The sequence below is a fragment of the Dolichospermum sp. UHCC 0260 genome (assembly GCF_009711985.1).
GTDB lineage: Bacteria > Cyanobacteriota > Cyanobacteriia > Cyanobacteriales > Nostocaceae > Dolichospermum > Dolichospermum lemmermannii.
This window is the reverse complement of record NZ_VIKZ01000014.1, coordinates 74,780-94,348: the sequence shown is the minus strand read 5'-3', so window position 1 is coordinate 94,348 and position 19,569 is coordinate 74,780. Positions and strand designations below refer to the sequence as shown.

Here is a 19,569-nt window from a genome sequence, read left to right as displayed (position 1 = left end):
TCAATTCTGACCAAGAATCGCATTAATAATAGTGGCGTTTTGATTGAGATAGGGGGGATCGATTATCTCTCGGTGGACACCATGGGCATAATAATTGATTCGTTGTCCCCTTGTAGCTTGTATCCAATCATCTTCATAATCGTAGTTGCCTTCAGCACGGATGAGATGAATATTGCCATTAATTTGCACATTTTTTAAATCGGAATACCAGAGAAAATTAAAGTATTCCCAGACTTGATTGTAGGTGAGATCGCGTAATTTTTGATTCTCCATAAAGTAACGCCTCAATTCCTGACGTTTGGGATTTAACAAGAAAGTATCAACGCCTTCTATAATTTCTGACATTTCAGCTTGTTGAGCTTCACGACCGCCTCGATAAGTATCTATTAAAATCACATCAGAAACCACGCGATCGCGACTTTCTAACTTTTGAGCCATCAACATTGCCAAAAAACCACCTGCTGAATGTCCCATCAATTTTAAGTCTTGATTTGGTGCTATGTCGTCTATCAATTCTGCATATTTTTCTAAAGTTGCTTCATCGGCTATATATCTGAAAGTATATATAGCATAATCTGTTAAATAATCAGCTAAATTTGCGTAAGCTGCGGCAAAACCAAGAGCTGGCGGAAATATAAAAACTGCTTTTTCTCGTGCTTGATTAAAAACTATATAAGGACGTTCTTTAGGTTGGATATTCATCTCTTTAGCGTAGATGATATATTTACTCAATTCTGCTACTGTTGGTTTTTCATAAATCATCGATAAAGGAATTTCAATTTCTAGTTCTTGATAAATTAATGCCATCAAATTCATGGCTTGTAATGAGTGACCACCTAAATCAAAGAAGTTATCATTCACTCCCACCTTTGATACTTGCAGAACTTGCTGCCAAATGCTTACTAAAATCCTTTCTGAGGAATTGCGGGGAGGTAAATATGGTAATTCTACTATCGATGTTTCATCTGGTTGAGGCAATTTTCGACGGTCTATCTTGCCATTAGGATTTAATGGTAATTCTGACAAGACTACAAAAGCTGAAGGTATCATGTAAGCTGGCAATTTCTGCTGTAGGAAGCGACGCAGTTCGCTAGGAGTCAATGATGAGTTTTTTCTAACTACATAAGCTACTAAGCGTTGGTTTTCAGAAGTATTTGCTTGCAGAATGACAACTGTTTGTTCTACTTGGGGATGAGTATCTAAAAGAAATTCAATTTCTCCTAACTCAATACGTAAACCTCGTAGTTTGACTTGATGATCGATGCGACCAAGATATTCTATATTTCCATCACTTAGGTAACGAGCTAAATCTCCAGTTTTATATAATTTTCCTTCACCAAAGGGATTAGAAATGAATTTTTCATTAGTTAATTCTGGTTGATTGAGGTAGCCTCTAGCTAAAGAGACACCTCCAATATGTAATTCTCCAGCAATGCCAATGGGAACTGGTTGCAAATATTGATCGAGGATGTAAGTTTGAGTATTAGCTATCGGGCGACCAATGGGAATTATTCGACAGTTAGAATCTGGCTGACATTGCCAGCAAGTGGCATCAACTGCTGTTTCCGTTGGCCCGTAAAGATTATGTAATTCACAGTCCAATCGCTCAAAGAATCGTTGAGTTAGTTCATAAGATAGTGTTTCTGCACCACTAAAGACTCGCTTTAAATAACGACAACTTTCTAAGTTTGGTTGTTGCAGAAAAATTCGCAACATTGAGGGAACAAAACATGCTTGAGTGACTTGTTGTTGAGCAATCAAATTAATCAAGTAAGCGATATCTTTATGACCTTCAGGTTTAGCCACTACTAGAGTAGTGCCAGATGTTAAAGACCAAAATATCTCCCAGACTGAAACATCAAAACTTAAAACACCTATATGCAGGATGCAATCACCTGCGATAAGCGGATAAGTATCAATTGTTCGCAATAAGTTATTGCAAATACCCTGATGAGTAATCATCACTCCCTTTGGCTTACCTGTAGAACCAGAGGTATAAATCACATAAGCCAAATTTTCCGCTTTCACCAATTTGACGGGATTGTGTTGACTATAATTAGCAATGATGTGCCAATCACGGTCTAAACACACCACCTCGGCTGAATTTGCTTGTAAAGAGTATACTAGAGACTGCTGGGTTAGTAAAATTGACACTGCCGCATCAGTTAGCATATAAATTAAGCGATCATTCGGATAACTAGGGTCTAAAGGCACATAAGCTCCCCCTGCCTTTAAAATTCCCAGTAGTCCGATTAGCATCTCTATTGAACGCTCAACAAAAATTCCCACCAATACTTCTGGTTCTACACCTTTTGTTCGCAAATAGTGAGCTAATTGATTGGCTTTTTGATTTAATTGTTGATAGGTTAATTGTTGACCTTCAAAAATCACTGCAACTGCATTGGGGTTGCGTTCTACTTGTTCTTCAAATAGGTCATGGATACATTTATCTTGAGGATATGCGACTTCTGTGTTATTCCATTCTATTAGTAACTGATAAAGTTCTTCAGAAGTTAGTAAATTGATTTGTGACAATTGGCAATTAGGATTCTCGACTACTGCCTGAATAATTTGTAAAAAGTGACCGCTCATTCTAGCGATCGTCTCTTCTCGAAATAGATCCGGTTCGTATTCTATAACCAATCTTAAATCGTTGGTATCTTCAAATAAACTCCAACTCAAATCGAATTGAGCAGTTCGAGGTTTTAGTGGGTAAGCTTGATGTTCAATCCCAGGAATTTTTATCACTGCTTTACTGTCTTTACTAAGCAGTGAAAACATCACATCAAATAAAGGATTTCGTGTTAAATCATGTTCTAAATCAAGGGCAGATACTAATTTATCAAAAGGATATTCATTATACTCATAAGCATCAAGACAAGTATTTGTCACTTCTGCTAATGCTTGTTGAAAAGTTCCCACTTTTGGGAGTAAAGTTCTTAAAGCTAGAGTGTTAACATAAAAGCCAATTTGATTTTCTAGGTCTGGATGATTACGTCCAGAAATAGGTATACCAATGACTAAATCATGCTGTCCGGTGTAGCGATGGAGTAATATTTTAAATAAAGTTAAGAGGGTAATAAATAAAGTTGTATGATTCCCAGCAGCAAAAGAGCGTAATTTTTCGCTTAGACTCTGACTAAAATTATAAGTATATATACCAGCTTGAGAAGATTTAAATTGTGGTCTAGGAAAGTCGGTAGGTAAGTTGAGGATGGGTGGTTCTCCAGCAAAGCGATCGCACCAATAATTACATTGTTCTTTTGCCTCCTCACTTTCTAACCACTGATTTTGCCATGCTGTATAATCCTTATATTGCAATGGTAGTGCAGGTAAAGCGGCAGTTTTTTGTTGCGTGCAAGCAGAGTATAAAGTGACGAACTCTTGAAAAATGATGTCGAGCGATCGCGCATCCCCAATAATATGGTGTATAGTCAAACCAAACAAAAATTCCTCTGGCTTTATCTGCACTAACAAAACTCGCATCAAATGTAATTTCTCTAAATCAAAACGCGAGTTTGCTGATTCTTGAATCAAGCTATCAGCTATTGTTTCAGCATCCTTTTGTTCTCTTAAATCTCTAAATACTACTAACTGTTCTTTAGGCACTTCTTCATGTACAATTTGCTGAATGCTACCTGCGATATTTGTAAAAGTAGTACGCAAAATTTCATGGCGGTTTACAATTTGTTGAAAAGCTGCTGTGAATGCGGCAATATCTAAGCTGCCATTAATTCTCATTGCCAACCTAATATTGTAAGCACTAGAATATTCACTTATATGGTGCAGAATCCACATCCGCCTTTGAGCGTGGGATACTTCATAATATTGTTGATTCGGTAGTGAATTTATCATTTTTCTTGTCATTTTTCTTGTCGTAATTGAATCAAATCAGCTTGTGCTTTTAAAGTGTTTTGAGTAAAAATTTCTCGCAATCGCAATGCAACTCCGAATTGGTTACGTATGTGCGACACTAAGCGCATGGCCTTTAAACTATTTCCTCCTAGCTCAAAAAATGACTGATTAGTATCACTCACCTCTACCTCCAATAATTCAGTCCAAATGGAGGCTAATAAAGCTTCTTGTGGATTAAAGCTAGTAATTTGATGACTTGTTTGAGCAATATTTGCTTCTGCTTTTGGTAGTCCTAGACGATTGATTTTGCCATTTGGTAATAACGGAAAATCTGCCAACTGCATCAAATGATTTGGCTGCATATAAATCGGTAAAACTTGTTTTAATTGGCTGCTAATATGTTGATGATTTATAGCATTCTTTGCCTGATAATATGCAATAACTGTCACTAATTCTTCTTTTTCCTCAGCAATTACCAGTGCTTTTTCTACACCATCAATAGCAGCTAGTGCATCTTCAATTTCTCCCAACTCAATCCGTACTCCATTCAACTTCACTTGCTTGTCACTGCGTCCTATCACTTCCACCGTTAAATCCGGTAGCAGTCGTCCCAAGTCTCCTGTGCAATAAACTATATCAGCCCCATGATTCAAAGGATTGGGTATAAAAACAGAATTGGTTAATCTTTGGTCTTGGTAATAGCCTTTTGTTAAATAAGGTGACTTGACGAAAATTTCTCCCACTTCTCCTACAGCACAAGGACGAGTCCCATCAATCACTGCAAACGCCGCCTCTGGCAATGTTTTACCTCCAGGAACTCTGGCATAAGTAATTTTATTCGGGTCAGGAATCCGATGAAAATGTTTGACAAAGGTGGTTTCACTTGCACCATAAATATTGACAAATTCTGTCTGAGAACCAAAAACTTGATGCCATTCACCGAGTTCTTTGACAAATAAAGGTTCTCCTCCCAATACCAAAACTCGTAAATTCTTGAGTAATTGATCAGCATTGGTTAAATTGCGACCAATCTTTAAAAATAGGCGCATCACCGAAGGAACAGTGTGCAGTAAGTTAATCTGCCATTCTCCTAACCGCAGTAATAACTTTTCTAAATCTTCGCGGTCTGTGCTATCAGGAATATAAAGAGTTCCTCCAGAACATAAAGTTACAAGAGTTTCCCTAAGATAAGCATCAAAATTAATTTGTGCGATTTGGAGACAGCGCCAATTAGAATTAATTCCAAATTCTAATTTTTCCCAATTGATGAAGTGACGCAAACTGCCGTGACTACCAAGTATAGCTTTGGGTTCACCTGTTGATCCAGAGGTAAACATAATATAGTTAGAATCATCTGCGTCAGGCATAATTAGAACTTTTTTATCATGATTTGCTTCTACAAGCAAGCATTGATAATTTGTGCCATCCCATTGATAGTATTGCTGAATTTCATGGGCATTTATCACCAATATTTGAGGTGGTTTTGGTAATAATGCTAATCGAGGTTTGATAATATCTAAATTCTCGGAATCGACTACTATCATCGTGGGGGATGTTTTGCTCATCATGCGTAAAGAGCGTTCTTCTGGTTCATCCAAACGCAGAGGTAAATAAATTCCCCCAGCCTTAAATACCGCTAACATTGCTAATACTTGACGATAATCTCCTTCAAGAATTACGCCACAAATATTATCCTTTTGAATGCCTAAATATTTAAAGATGTTAGCCCAAGAGTTAGTAAGTGTATCTAATTCCAGATAGCTTAATTCTCCCTGAGAATAAATAATAGATGTTTTGTCTGGTAAAGCTCTTACTTGCTCGATAAAATCATGGATTACTGTGCGTCTTTCTAAGCGAGGAATTGGTTGAATAAAACTTTCAAAAAAAGCGGTTTCTGTTGGAGATAAAAGAGAAATTTTACAGATTGGTTGGCTAGGATTGTTTAGCATTTCGGTAAGCAACTTATCGAAATGGCTCAGACATTTTTGCATCCTCTCTGCTTGGAATAAATCTGTATTGTAAATTAAATCTAACCTGAGTTGCTCGTTTTGCTCAATAAATACAAAAGACAGGTCAAATTTACTGGTAGGAGTTAGTGAATTTAGGGATTTGATTTGTAATTCTTCTATAGCTATAGGTTGACCAAAATTTTGTAGAAGTAATAACACATCAAACAATGGTGTACGGTTAATCTCTTTAGAAATTGCTAGTTCTTCTACCAAAATATCAAACGGGTAATCAGCGTGTTCAAATGCTTCGGTAACAGTTTGACGAACTTGTGCAAGCAAATTTTTATAACCTTGTTCTGGCTCTATTTGGTCACGCAGAACTAGTGTATTCAGAAATAAACCGATTAAAGATTGCAGTTGAGGATGGTTGCGAGTGGCAATTTCTGTACCAATGGAAATATCGTGTTGACCACTGTAGCGATACAGTAATACTTTTACTGCTGTTAATAGTGCCATAAACAAAGTGCTTTCTGTTTGTTGACAAATCCCTCGCAACCCACAGACTATTTCTGGTTTGAATGTCCAGCTTAAATGTGAACCATTGAAAGTCTTAATAGAAGGTCGTTGAAAATCTGTAGGTAAGTGAATGCGGGGTATTTGCCCATTATCAAGTTTTTGCCGCCAGTAATCTAAGTTTTTTCTATACTCATCACTGCGTAAAATATTAGCTTGCCATGCTGCATAATCTTTGTATTGTATAGACAATTTATCTGGATTTGGCTGTAAGCCTTTAACAAAGTAATTGTAATATTTTAAGCATTCTTTAGCTAATAAATCCATCGACCAGCCATCACAAATAATATGATGGATTTCCATGCACAGAATATATTGTTGCTCTGGGAGCTTATAAATATTAGCTCGTAAAAGTGGGCTATTTTCTAAATCGAAAGGTTCTTGGGATTGTTTAATAATTTCTAGGATGTGGCTTTCAGCATGAGGTTGATTGCTCCAATCTTGAAATCCCACATGAAAAGGACTATGTGCAAGTACCTTTTGCCTCGGTTCACCGTTGATTAATACAAACGATGTCCGCAATGTTTCATGGCGAGCAATCAAAACTTGCATTGCTTTTTCAAAGGCATCAGGGTCAAAATTTCCTTTTATTTTGAGTGTAGACACAATATGATAAGCCACATTGTTTAGATCCATCTGTTGCAACACAAAGAAACGTTTTTGTGCATGAGATGTTTCATAATTTTCTTGCTTAGATAAATGGGGAATTACCTGAACATTAATAGGTGTACTAGCAGTTAATAACTCTGCTTGTTCTGCTATTGTCGGATGCAAAAATACTTGTTTGATTTGAAAAGAAAGACCCAATTTTTCTTGAATCTGATTGACTAGAGCAATTGCTTTAAGGCTGTGACCTCCTAAATCAAAGAAGTTATCATTCACTCCCACCTTTGATACTTGCAGAACTTGCTGCCAAATGCTTACTAAAATCCTTTCTGAGGAATTGCGGGGAGGTAAATATGGTAATTCTACTATCGATGTTTCATCTGGTTGAGGCAATTTTCGACGGTCTATCTTGCCATTAGGATTTAATGGTAATTCTGACAAGACCACAAAAGCTGAAGGTATCATGTAAGCTGGCAATTTCTGCTGTAGGAAGCGACGCAGTTCGCTAGGAGTCAATGATGAGTTTTTTCTAACTACATAAGCTACTAAGCGTTGGTTTTCAGAAGTATCTGCTTGCAGAACTACAACTGTTTGTTCTACTTGGGGATGAGTGTCTAAAAGGAATTCTATTTCTCCTAACTCAATACGTAAACCTCGTAGTTTAACTTGATGATCGATGCGACCAAGATATTCTATATTTCCATCACTTAGATAACGTGCCTTATCTCCAGTTTTATATAATTTACCTTCACCAAAAGGATTAGAAATGAATCTTTCATTAGTTAATTCTGGCTGGTTGAGGTAGCCTCTAGCTAATTGTACACCCCCAATATGTAATTCTCCAGCAATGCCAATGGGAACTGGTTGTAAATATTGATCGAGGATGTAAGTTTGAGTATTAGCTATCGGGCGACCAATGGGAATTACCTGGTAATTAGATTGTGGCTGACACTGCCAGCAAGTAGCATCAACTGCTGCTTCTGTTGGGCCATAAAGATTATGTAATTCACAGTCCAATCGCTCAAAGAATCGTTGAGTTAGTTCATAAGATAGTGTTTCTGCACCACTAAAGACTCGCTTTAAACAACGACAACTTTCTAAGTTTGGTTGTTGCAGAAAAATTCGCAACATTGAGGGAACAAAAAATACTTGAGTAACTTGTTGTTGAGCAATTAAATTAATCAGGTAAGCTATATCTTTGTGACCTTCGGGTTTAGCCACTACTAAAGTAGTGCCAGATGTTAAAGACCAGAAGATTTCCCAGACTGAAACATCAAAACTTAAAACACCTATATGCAGGATGCAATCACCTGCGATAAGCGGATAAGTATCAATTGTTCGCAATAAATTATTGCAAATACCTTTATGGATATTCATCACTCCCTTTGGCTTACCTGTAGAACCAGAGGTATAAATCACATAAGCCAAATTTTCCGCTTTCACCAATTTGACGGGATTGTGTTGACTATAATTAGCAATGATGTGCCAATCACGGTCTAAACACACCACCTCGGCTGAATTTGCTTCTAAAGAGTCTACTAGAGACTGCTGAGTTAGTAAAATTGACACTGCCGCATCAGTTAGCATATAAATTAAGCGATCGCTCGGATAACTAGGGTCTAAAGGCACATAAGCTCCCCCTGCCTTTAAAATTCCCAGTAGTCCGATTAGCATCTCTATTGAACGCTCAACAAAAATTCCCACCAATACTTCTGGTTCTACACCTTTTGTTCGCAAATAGTGAGCTAATTGATTGGCTTTTTGATTTAATTGTTGATAGGTTAATTGTTGACCTTCAAAAATCACTGCAACTGCATTGGGGTTGCGTTCTACTTGTTCTTCAAATAGTTGATGGATACATTTATCTAAAGGATAGTCAGTCTGAGTATCGTTCCACTCTACCAATAACTGATGTCGTTCTGCTTGTGTCAATAACGGTAGTTCAGCTATCTGCTGCTGGGGATTAGCAACAATCGCTGTTAATAAGGTCTGCAAATGACCAGCCATCCGCACAATTGTGTCGCCTGTAAAACGACTAGTATCGTAACTAAATTTTATGAGCAACTCTTGTTTGGGTATTGCTGCTACGGTCAAAGGATAGTTTGTCTGTTCAAAATTCTCCACCTTGCTGACTGGCAATAATTGATTTGGCTCCTCTGACAAGCTATCCATAGGATAGTTCTCAAACACTACCAAACTTTCAAATAAAGGAACTCCTGGTAGTACATCACTCATGTTTTGTACTTCCGCCAGAGTACTATAAGCGTACTCCTGAAGTTCTGCTTGCTTTTGTTGCAATTGTTGTAGCCAAGGTATAATTAATTCTGATTTGGGAGTGGATACTCGCAGTGGTAAGGTATTAATAAACAACCCCACCATGTTTTCTACCATCGGCAAACTGGCAGGACGACCGGAAACTGTGACACCAAATAAAACTTCAGACTCTCCACTGTAGCGACTGAGGAGGATAGCCCAGGCTGCTTGGATCAAAGTTGATAAAGTCAGACCATATTGCAAACCCAAAGAGTGCAATCCTTTAGTGGTAGCGCGGGATAAATGCAATTCCTGTTCTTGATAAGTTGGTTGTACTCCAGAGTTACTAAGCTGGGGTCGGTCTACCACTAGTGGGGTAGGAGCAGTGAAGCCCTTAAGGGTTCGCCGCCAAAACATTTCCGCAACAGATAAGTCTTGCTGCTGTAACCAAATAATGTAGTCTTGATAAGGACGAGGAGAAGGAAGATAGCAGTTTTGACCTTGAGAGTAAGCAGTATAGAAGGTTAAAACTTCTTTATAAATTATGGGTAAGCACCAACCATCTAACAGGATATGATGCCAATTCCAAAGAAATTTATAGCTTTGATCAGATAGCCGAATTAATGTACAGCGCATCAAAGGTGCTTGATTAAGTTGAAATCCTTCTTGATATTCTGTTTGCAGTAAAGAATCTAGACACTGTTGTTGCTCTATGGAGGAAAGGTTTCGCCAATCTTGATAGTTCCAAGGTAAATCCACCTGCTTTCGCACTACTTGTAGAGGTTGTTGACGCTTCTCCCAGAGAAAAAGAGTCCGCAACACCGAGTAGCGTTCTACGACTTGTTCCCAAGCTCGTTTAAAAGCAATAACGTTAATGTCTGTACAGATAGTGATTAGCGTTTGATTGCAATAAACTCCTGAGTCTGGAGCATAAATGCTATGAAAGAGCATCCCCTGTTGCATGGGGGAGAGAGGATAAATTGACTCTACGTTTTTGTTTTTCTGAGATTTTTCAACTAACATTGTCGTTTCTATCCTCTTTAGTCAATTTCCGCGAGAATTTCGTCTAGTTCCTGTTGATTTAAGTTCGCCACTGGAAAATCAGAGGGAGTGTATCCCCCAACTTCAGGAGACAGACAATGGTCAATCAGTTTGAGCAAAGCTTGGAGATACTTCTGAACGAGTGATTCTACTGTAGAATGTCGATGGAGGTGGCGACTGTAGCTCCAGTTAATTTGCAACTGCCCTTCTATTACTCTGGCAGTAATTTCTAATAGATGAGTACGATGCCCCTCCAGACTTTGATTAGCTCCTTTAGATTCACTAGCTAATTTCCAATCAATTCCTCGTAATTGTCCCTGGTCGAATTGACCCAAGTAGTTAAAACTAACTTCCCTGAATGGTAGTGCGGCTATTTGAAAACTAATTTCTTGATTTTGACTCAAATAACGTAAAATTCCATAGCTAATACCTTGTTGAGGAATAGCTCGCAACTGTTCTTTAATTGATTTGAGAGCCTCTCCCAAATGATTTTGATTTTGCAGTTGCAATATTACTGGAAATATGCTTGTGAACCAGCCTACTGTCCTAGATACATCCACATCGGCAAATATATCTTCTCGACCATGCCCTTCTAGGTCAATGAGTACTGTGGAATTTCCTGTCCATTCTGCCAAAGTTTGCACTAAAGCTGTCAGCAGCACTTCGTTAATTTGGGTATTATAGGCAGAGGGAACTTGTTGCAAGAGGGCGCAAGTTTGTTCTTGACTGAGAGTAACAAATACATTAGCAGCACTAGCTACTGAGTTGTTTTGTTTTCCTGTGGGATCATCTACTGGTAGGGAATTCACCTCAGACCAAGGCTGTTTTAACCAGTAATCTAATTGCGATCGCACTGCCTCAGCTTGCCCATATTCCTGCAAAAGCATAGCCCATTCTTTAAAAGCTAAGGTCTTAGGTGGCAGTTGAATAGTTTCTTGTTGTTTTAACTGCTGGTAAACTGTGAACAAATCTTCTAGTAAAATCCGCCAGGAGACCCCATCGACCGCTAGATGATGGATAACGATCAGTAATCGACTATCTTGGTTATTGCCTAATTGAAACAATACCACTCTCATTAATGGCCCATCTGAGAGATTTAGGCTAGCCTGTTGGATAGTCGCTATTTGCTCTAAGGTTTGTGGTAGTTGTGATTGAGGAGTTTGGGATAAGTCGATGACTTGGAAAGGTACTTCATCAGAAATGCCATAGTTGATTTGCTGCCATTCACCTTCCTCAAAGCTAAACCGCAAACGTAAAGCATCATGATGCTCTAATAATTTGCCAATAGCTTGGGACAGTAACTCTGGTTTGAGATCAGAGGGAACTTGCAGCAGTACTGATTGATTGAAATGGTGCGGTTCAGATCGATTTTGCTCAAAGAACCAATGTTGAATCGGAGTTAGAGGTACAAATCCTGTCACTAAACCCTGTTGAACCAACATCAATGTGCAAGTATCAGCTACAGCAGCTAGTTCGGCAAGGGTTGAATATTGGAATATTTGTCGTGGGGTGATTTTGATTCCTGCTTGACGAGCGCGACCGACTACTTGAATACTGAGGATGGAGTCACCACCGACTTCAAAGAATTTATCGTAGCGACTTACTTGCTTAATTCCCAAGACATCTTGCCAAATCGTGGCTAAAATCTGCTCAACAGGTGTCTGTGGCGGAACAAACTCTTGTTCTCGTGTCAGTTCTGCTTCTGGTGCAGGTAACATCTTGCGGTCTACCTTACCATTGGGGGTTAATGGCAAAGTTGACAAGATGACGAAACTGGAAGGAATTATGTAATCTGGCAATTTCTGCTGTAAGAAACGGCGCAAATCACTCATGCTTATAGACTGGTTCTGTGTGACTAAATAAGCTACCAGTCGTTTGTTACCAGGAGTGTCTTCCCGCAGCATGACTACTGCTTGTTGAATTTGCGGATAAGTTTCTAGGACAGATTCAACTTCTCCTAATTCAATGCGGAAGCCGCGAAGTTTAACTTGGTTATCGATGCGACCAAGAAATTCTATATTGCCATCCGGTAAATAGCGAGCTAAATCCCCAGTCTTATACAATTTTTGGGAATTATCAAAGGGGTTGGCAATGAATTTCTGGGAAGTTAATTCGGGTTGGTTAAGGTAGCCTCTGGCTAAACCTTCCCCACCAATGGATAATTCCCCAACAATACCAATGGGTACAGGTTGGAGATCGGGGTTGAAAATGTAGATTTGGGTATTAGAAATTGGTCGCCCAATACTAGGTTGCTTAATTGCCCCTTTTTGCACCAAACTAAATGTTGAGTAGGTTGTATCTTCGGACGGTCCGTAGAGATTGTAAACTCGCTGAATATTTTCCTGCTGGTAAAGTTGCTGTGCCAGTTGATTTGATAATGGTTCACCTGCGAGGTTAATTGTTTGCACACAATTAGGTATACCCTTGATTTGTAGCAGTTGAGCGATCGCGGTTGGTACTGTATTAATTAATGTCACCTCTTGAGCTTGTAAGCTAGGTAAATCTAAGGCATTCTGTGCCAGAATGACCTTACCTCCCCAAGCCAAGGGTACAAATAGCTCGAAGACTGACAAATCAAAACAAATCGAAGTTGAAGCCAAAACACCCGCTAGTTCGTCAGTAGTAAAGACTTGTTTTGCCCAACACAAGAGAGTTATAGTGCTGTGATGCTCAATGACTACGCCTTTGGGTTTGCCTGTTGAGCCGGAAGTATAAATTACGTAAGCCGAGTTGCGAGAATTAACCTGACTGATAGGATTTTTCTTATTCTTTAAGGAAATGTCCGCGTCATCTGTATTTAATATCACCATACCAGCTTTGTTTTCAGGTAATCTTGCCACTAATTTCTGTTGTGTGAGTAACACCGATACCTGGGAATCAGCCAAAATCATCTCTAGACGCTGTGTTGGGTAGGTTGGATCTAATGGTACATATGCCCCACCTGCCTTGAGAATGCCTAATAGTCCTACGACCATTTGAGGGGAACGCTCTAGACAAATGCCTACTAGTACTTCTGGTTTTACGCCTTTTGTTTGTAAATAATGGGCTAGTTGATTAGCTTGCTCATTTAACTCTTGATAGGTTAATTGTTGATTTTCAAATACTACCGCTACTGCATTGGGACTACGTTCTACTTGTTCTTCAAATAGCTGATGAATACATTTGTCTTGCGGATAGTTAGCTTTGGTATTATTCCATTCTACTAACAGTTGATACTGTTCTTTATCTGAGAGTAAACAATGCTTTTCATATAGTTCTGACCATTGATTGGCCATTGCTGTTAGAGCTTCTTGATAGTATCCGCCAATCATTTTCATCTGTTCTTTACAGAATTGGCTGGGATCGTATTTCAGGGTAAACTCTACTTTGTAAGAAATTGGATGGAGACTAAAGTTAGCTAGTAAAGCAAAGTTAGTTTGATTAAAAAATTTACCATCTAATACTTCTAAATCTTTAACACCGATAATACTTTGGTAAACGTGGAAATGAACAAAGTTAAACGCAGTCTCAAACAAGGGCTGTCCACCAAAAGTCCGTTGCAATTCAGCCAGGGGATATCTTCGCCAAGGTAAGCATTCCCGTTCAGCATCAAAGGTCTGCCTTACTAGGTCTATCCAACTGCCACCAAGGAGTTTTAAACGCAATGGCAAAGTATTAAGAAATAACCCTAATACTTTTTCTCCATCAGTATCTTCTAGTCTGCCATTAGATACTAAACCTGTGATAATATCTGTCTGGTTAGTTAATAAGCTCAATACCCTTAAATGAGCCGCTAATAAAACACTTTTAAGAGGTATTCCCGTGGCTTTACTTAACTGTTTTAAACCCTGAGAAACTCTAGAAGATATAGAAACTGGCAAATCGCAATTTTTAGTGGCAGCGTTCGACTTTGACCACCGTGGCAGTTTGGTAATAATGATGTCGCTGAGTTGCTTTTGCCAATATTTTTGGCATTCTTGAGTATGAAGAGTTGTTTGCTCTAATGCGACAAAATCTCGAAAGGTAATTGTGGGTGGTGCTGACAGAGGAAGAACGTCTTTACCTAGAAGATATAAATATTGTTGCAATAATTCAGTGAGCAACGAGGCCTCACTCCAGCCGTCAAGAATAGAGTGGTGGAAGCTCAAAGTTAAATTAAATGTCTCAGAGGTGCGGCGATGAACATAAAAGCGTAGTAAAGGCGGAACACCCCAATCAAAATGTCGTTTTTTCTCTTGTTCAATCCAGGCATCAAGCGATACTTCTTGTTCAGTAGTCGATAAATGGCTCAGATCGTCTACCTTTAAAGGAACATCTACTTGTTGATGAACCAGTTGTAGTGGCTGCTTGTAGTCAGTCAGAACAAAGCTGGTACGTAGCACCGGATGACGATTTACTACCTGTTGAATGGCACTGTGTAAAGCCTGGGGGTCAAGAGTGGCTCGAATGTAATAAGTAAAGACATCGTGGTAGATCGAGACATCATTACTATACTCACTGTGGAAGATCATCCCTGCCTGTAGTGCTGCAAGCGGATAGGCATCTTCTACATCCTCTGGCAAATTTAGGCGCTGTTCGTCAGAGATGAGGCTGAAGGCTTCTGTTTTTGGTGTGGGTAAAAAACCCAGTTCGCGGCTAACTAAACCAGCCAATTCTTGGATTGTCTGATATTGTAATAGCTGTGGTAGAGAAAAATCGAAACCAATTTGTTTAGCTTTGGCGATCACTTGGATACCCCGAATTGAGTCTCCTCCTAGTTCAAAAAAGTTGTCATGGATACCCACCTGTTCGATCCCCAGAACTTCAGCCCAAATTACAGCTAATATTTCTTCAATGGGAGTACATGGCGCAACATAGGTGTTTGCCAACTCGAGACGGATTTGTTCTAGAGATGGTAAGGCACGACGGTCGATTTTGCCATTGGCTGTCAGTGGTATAGCATCCAACATGACGAAAGCATTTGGCATCATGTACTCTGGTAGACGTGATTCTGAATAACTACGCAGTTGGGGTATGAGTTGACGGTTCAACCTTGGCTGTAAGGGCTGGTTCGCATAAAATTGCCAGTCATGCAAGGGTTTGGCTTGACCGTTTGTAGGAGTGAAGACTCTCAGAGGGACTTTTGCCTGACTTTGGTGTTGCACAAAGATGACATCGTAATAGCCTAAGACACTAGAGTCTGACCAACTAACAACTAAAGAATAAGACAAAGCCTCAGCTAAAGCATATAAGTCATCAAGTTCTACTCCTGCCTCTGGAGAAATAGCATCTATGGACTGACGCAATTGGCTCACTGTCTGGAATTTGTGAGGATTTTTCAGTAATTCTAAGGTTTTTAAAGGTTTAATTAATCGTGGATTTAGTAACCGTGTAATGCCCAGTATCTCAGGTTTCACCTCTGCTAGCAGATGTTGTACCATAGCCAATGTAAGTTTTTGGTTCTGCCAGTCCAACCACTGAATATCATGGGGGACATCCACCGTAGTTCCCACATACAGTAGGACGTTATAACGAAATTGAGTCAGTTCGTTATGGTGCTGACCTCGTTGTAGATGGATCTGCACATGAGTAATTTGGGGAAAACGCTGTTGAATAGCCGCAAAGAAGGCTGGGTCAATCAGCAGTTCATTTTCTTGGGCAATTCGCCTCTGCACCTGCTGTTGCCATTGGGCTACAGATAAATCGGGCGAAGCTTTATGCAGTTCTACAGAGGTGTGGAAAGCTTCTAGTAATTGCAGATTCCGCACATCTCCCAGGAAAATACAGCCTCCAGGGGCGACTGTATTCACTGCTCCTTCTAAGACACGCAACAAATAATCAATATGGGGGAAGTACTGCACAACTGAGTTAAGGATGATGGTGTCAAATCCTTGTGCCTCTAAACCCTCAAAATTATCTGCTGGACGCTGCGATAGATTCACATGGTGCAGTTGTGACTCTGGTTTGCTCAAGTGCTGCTGAATGTAGTCTAGTCCCCTTGATGAGATGTCTGTTCCCCAATAATGGCGGCAGTACGGAGCAATTTGGAATAAAATTAGTCCTGTTCCACAACCAATTTCAAGGACTCGATTTGGTTGCTGGGCAAGAATTGTCTCAACTTTGTCGTTTAGCCAATCACGCATTTGTACTGCTGGAATTGGCTGACCTGTGTAGCTACTGTTCCAGCCGACTATATTAAACATCGGGTCTGGCTCTAGGTTAGCTTGGCTGTAAGTCTGGTTGTAGAGCATTTGCCATTGCAATATTTGTTCGTCAAATAAATTTACTTCTTGGTTATGCTCAACAGCATCGCTGGGTTGAGAATTTCCGACGATGTAAGCAATGAGGCTTTTATGTCCAGTTTCTTCCTCGTGAACTATAACTATAGACTGTTCTACTGCTGGGTGGTGGCTGAGTACAGTCTCGATTTCTCCTAGTTCAATGCGGAAGCCGCGAATCTTAACTTGGTGGTCGATACGACCGAGAAATTCAATATTGCCATCGGGTAAATAGCGAGCTAAATCACCTGTTTTATATAATTTGCCATCACCGAAGGAATGAGAAATGAATTTGTGAGCAGTTAATTCAGGACGGTTAAGGTAGCCACGGGCTAAACCCACACCACCGATATGTAATTCTCCTGCTATACCAACTGGAACTGGTTGCAAATATTGATCGAGGATGTAAATTTGGGTGTTGGCAATGGGACGACCAATGGGAACTATCTGCTGTTGAATCTGTGGTAAACAATGCCAAAATGTGACATCAATTGCTGCTTCTGTTGGTCCATAGAGATTGTGTAGTTCGCAGTTTAACCGCTCAAAAAAACGTTGTGTCAGTTCATAAGGTAGTGCTTCTCCACTACAAATCACTCGCTTTAAGCAACTGCAATTTTCTAAGCTTGGTTCTTGCAGAAACACTCGCAGCATCGAAGGCACAAAATGGATTGTCGTAATTTGTTGCTGTTGTATCAGCTTGATTAAGTAAGTATTATCTTTATGCCCTTGAGGTTTCACCACTACCAAAGTTGCACCTGCCAATAACGGCCAAAAGAATTCCCATACTGAAACATCGAAACTGAAGGGAGTTTTTTGGAGAATGCGATCGCTGGATGTTAACTGATAAGTATTCTGCATCCACACTAAGCGATTACTAATGCCTTTATGGGTATTCATTGCTCCCTTTGGCTTACCTGTAGAGCCAGAGGTATAAATTACATAAGCTAAGTTCTCTCCTTTCACGCCACTGTTGAGATTGTTCTGATTCTCTTGAGCTATAACTTGCCAATCTCCATCCAAAGACACTACAATCGCTTGATTCTCTGGTAAGAGTTCAGTAAGCGAACGCTGGGTGAGCAAAACTTTCACCCCCGTATCTTCAAGCATATAACTCAAGCGTTCTTTGGGATAGCTAGGGTCTAATGGTACATACGCTCCTCCAGTTTTTAAAATTCCCAACAGTCCCACTACCATTTCTAGGGAACGCTCTATGCAAATACCTACCAGTACTTCTGGTTTTACACCTAATTTTTGCAAATAGTGCGCTAACTGATTAGCCCGCTCATTTAAATGGCGATAGGTTAATTGCTGATTGTCAAATACTACTGCTATTGCATCGGGGCTACGCTCTACTTGCTCTTCAAATAGTTGATGGATGCATTTTTGGGAATATTGGATCTCTGTATTATTCCATTTTCTAATTAATTGATTACGTTCTTCTGTTGTTAATATATCAATTTCTGACAATTTACAATCAGGATTAACTGTAACAGTTTCTATAATTTGCCGAAAATGTGCCAGCATTCTCTGCACAAAATCTGCACTAAAAGCATCTTTTGGGAAAGTTACAGAAACAGAAGTATCTTGAGCATCAATTTCAAAGACTAATTGAAAGTTGTTTAACAAAGAACTGTGACTGCATAATCCCTTGTGGATTAGGGCAATATCAAAAACCGCTGCTGGATTTCCGCCTCTGGCAATAAACGTTTCTACAAGACTGTCTACATCATAATTTTGGTAACGGTATCCTTCTTGGAGATTACTGCGAGTTATTTTAAGTAAATCCTTAAATGAAATAATCTTTTGTTTGTCAAATCTGGAGAATATTAAGCTATTAGACTTGTCTAGGTTCAAAGCTCCCGTTGCTACAATAAATTGTTCTTGAGCAGTATATTTAAATATTAAAAATTTAATAACTGATAGATATAAAGCTAGGTTATTAACAGGAGAATTAGTAGTTAAATTATATATTTTATCGCGTAGCTCTATAGATATAGTATCAATTATTTTGTCTTGTTTTTCTATTTTATTTTGAATTCCAATATTAAATAAAGTTGTGACTGGCTGGATTTCTCGCAGTTGTCGAATTTGATAATCTATTGAAACAAGATGTGTTTCTATCACGTCCATAAACTTCTCCAAAAATTTAGATGATATTTTTTTATATTAAAATTCCACTATTAGTCACATATTTTCTGACTAATTCAAGTTCTGACTAATTCAAGATAGTAATTAGTGTGATATTGTTTAAGCCTTGGTGACTAAATTTGCGCGCCAGATGCTTTATGGCGGTAAATTCTCCCGCAGTGATGGCTCACCACCGCACTGGCTTGGCTACACAGATACAACACGCCTACGCGGGTTCAAAAATTTTAAGGCTAAGAAAAAAGAGGAACTTATTAAGTGCTAGTTTCATAGAGAATTGGTATAGAGCCTTAAATGTTAAATTTACAGCATAAGCGTTTTGGATACAATAGGTAATTAAGAAAAAATTTCATTTATTTTTCACCCTGGAATTTAAGTGACAGCCAAAATGCTTGTATAGATAGATTTGCTTGCAATTAACTGCATTGTAAATTTTTTTTAAGTAGGGATCGCTCACACGAGCATCTCCCCATCAAACTTAGTTTTCTTTTTGATTCATGGCAGTTCCAGCAGCGATCACTAGATTTTACAAGATTACTCGGTAAGCGTAAAGCTCAGTCACTTTAGTGCTGAGATATAAGCGACACGGGCGAATTTATTCGCTTAACTCGTTGACTGGGAATAGAAGGTCTGATATAATTTTAACGATTCCACAATTTAAGTATAACTAAACAACGTAAAAACTTAACTAATTTGGTTGAGTGCGTAGTCATACCTAACGGTATTGCGGTTTAGGAAAGCTAAATTTGGTCAAAAACAAAATTATTGATAGCGAAACGCGACCTAGGAATCGAGTACGGTAGGGCATACCGGAATTAACGCTTTAGGAGAATCAACCGCTGCTTTAGTTGGAGTAATCCTGCAATAGTAAGTTGGCTCATTGATTAAAGAATCTCAGTGTCTTTAGACCT

General features: G+C 39.1%; 3 protein-coding genes. All 3 read right to left on the bottom strand.

Translation table 11 applies throughout. The features are described 5' to 3' along the window. The 3 genes from FJR08_RS07905 to FJR08_RS07895 are packed head-to-tail and all read right to left on the bottom strand — an operon-like array spanning position 1 to position 18,643. Positions 1-3,867 carry an amino acid adenylation domain-containing protein gene (locus FJR08_RS07905; RefSeq protein ID WP_254435713.1) on the bottom strand — a complete coding sequence of 1,289 codons (3,867 nt, stop codon included), beginning with the start codon at positions 3,865-3,867 and terminating at the stop codon, positions 1-3. Next, a complete protein-coding gene (locus tag FJR08_RS07900; protein WP_168632782.1) occupies positions 3,864-10,259 on the bottom strand; it encodes a non-ribosomal peptide synthetase in 6,396 nt (2,131 codons plus the stop codon). Before FJR08_RS07900 ends, FJR08_RS07905 begins: the two co-directional genes overlap by 4 nt. A gap of 17 nt (positions 10,260-10,276) precedes the next feature. After that, a complete protein-coding gene (locus FJR08_RS07895) occupies positions 10,277-18,643 on the bottom strand; it encodes a non-ribosomal peptide synthetase (RefSeq protein ID WP_174783033.1) in 8,367 nt (2,788 codons plus the stop codon). Positions 18,644-19,569 lie beyond the last annotated feature (926 nt).

Coding starts and splice junctions, on each gene's coding strand:
- FJR08_RS07905 (WP_254435713.1), bottom strand. CDS start 3,867: ATGACAAGAAAAATGATAAATTCACTACCGAATCAACAATATTATGAA.
- FJR08_RS07900 (WP_168632782.1), bottom strand. CDS start 10,259: ATGTTAGTTGAAAAATCTCAGAAAAACAAAAACGTAGAGTCAATTTAT.
- FJR08_RS07895 (WP_174783033.1), bottom strand. CDS start 18,643: ATGGACGTGATAGAAACACATCTTGTTTCAATAGATTATCAAATTCGA.